A 416-nucleotide genomic window follows, 5' to 3' on the forward strand; every position below is an offset into this window, starting at 1 on the left:
TCAGGAACAAGGTTTCTACCCTTTAATTGAGCGACTACAACATTTGCATCTCCCCTCGCATACTCGTGAAAAGGTGTCAGTGTGTCTTCAAGTGTAGGATCAGATACTACTGTTGTTCCAGCAGTATTTTTTACAGGTATAGCGGTAGCAGTTTTATCTTTTAGAACCAGCTTTCCATCTTGCTTTGTAAAAGTAAGGTCAATACGTGAGATATGTGTTCCATATTTATCTGGTTCTGTAATAATGACACCATTTACAACTTCTTTTTTAACAAGCTTATGCATATGAGCTGCAAAAATAGCGCTTAGTTCCGGACAAGCATTCGCAATATCTTGAACCCCAGTACCAGGGATTCCATTCTCATTTTCTAGTCCCATATGCATAACACCTACCATTACATCTACTTTACCTTCTAA

The 416-nt window shown here is 38.5% G+C and carries 1 pseudogene; it reads right to left on the reverse strand.

The window, feature by feature from the left end:
• Positions 1–416 (reverse strand): annotated as a pseudogene (locus FS802_RS30695) (bifunctional metallophosphatase/5'-nucleotidase); the annotation flags it as partial.

The sequence above is a fragment of the Bacillus sp. DE0042 genome, assembly GCF_007680225.1.
Classification (GTDB): Bacteria; Bacillota; Bacilli; order Bacillales; family Bacillaceae_G; genus Bacillus_A; species Bacillus_A wiedmannii.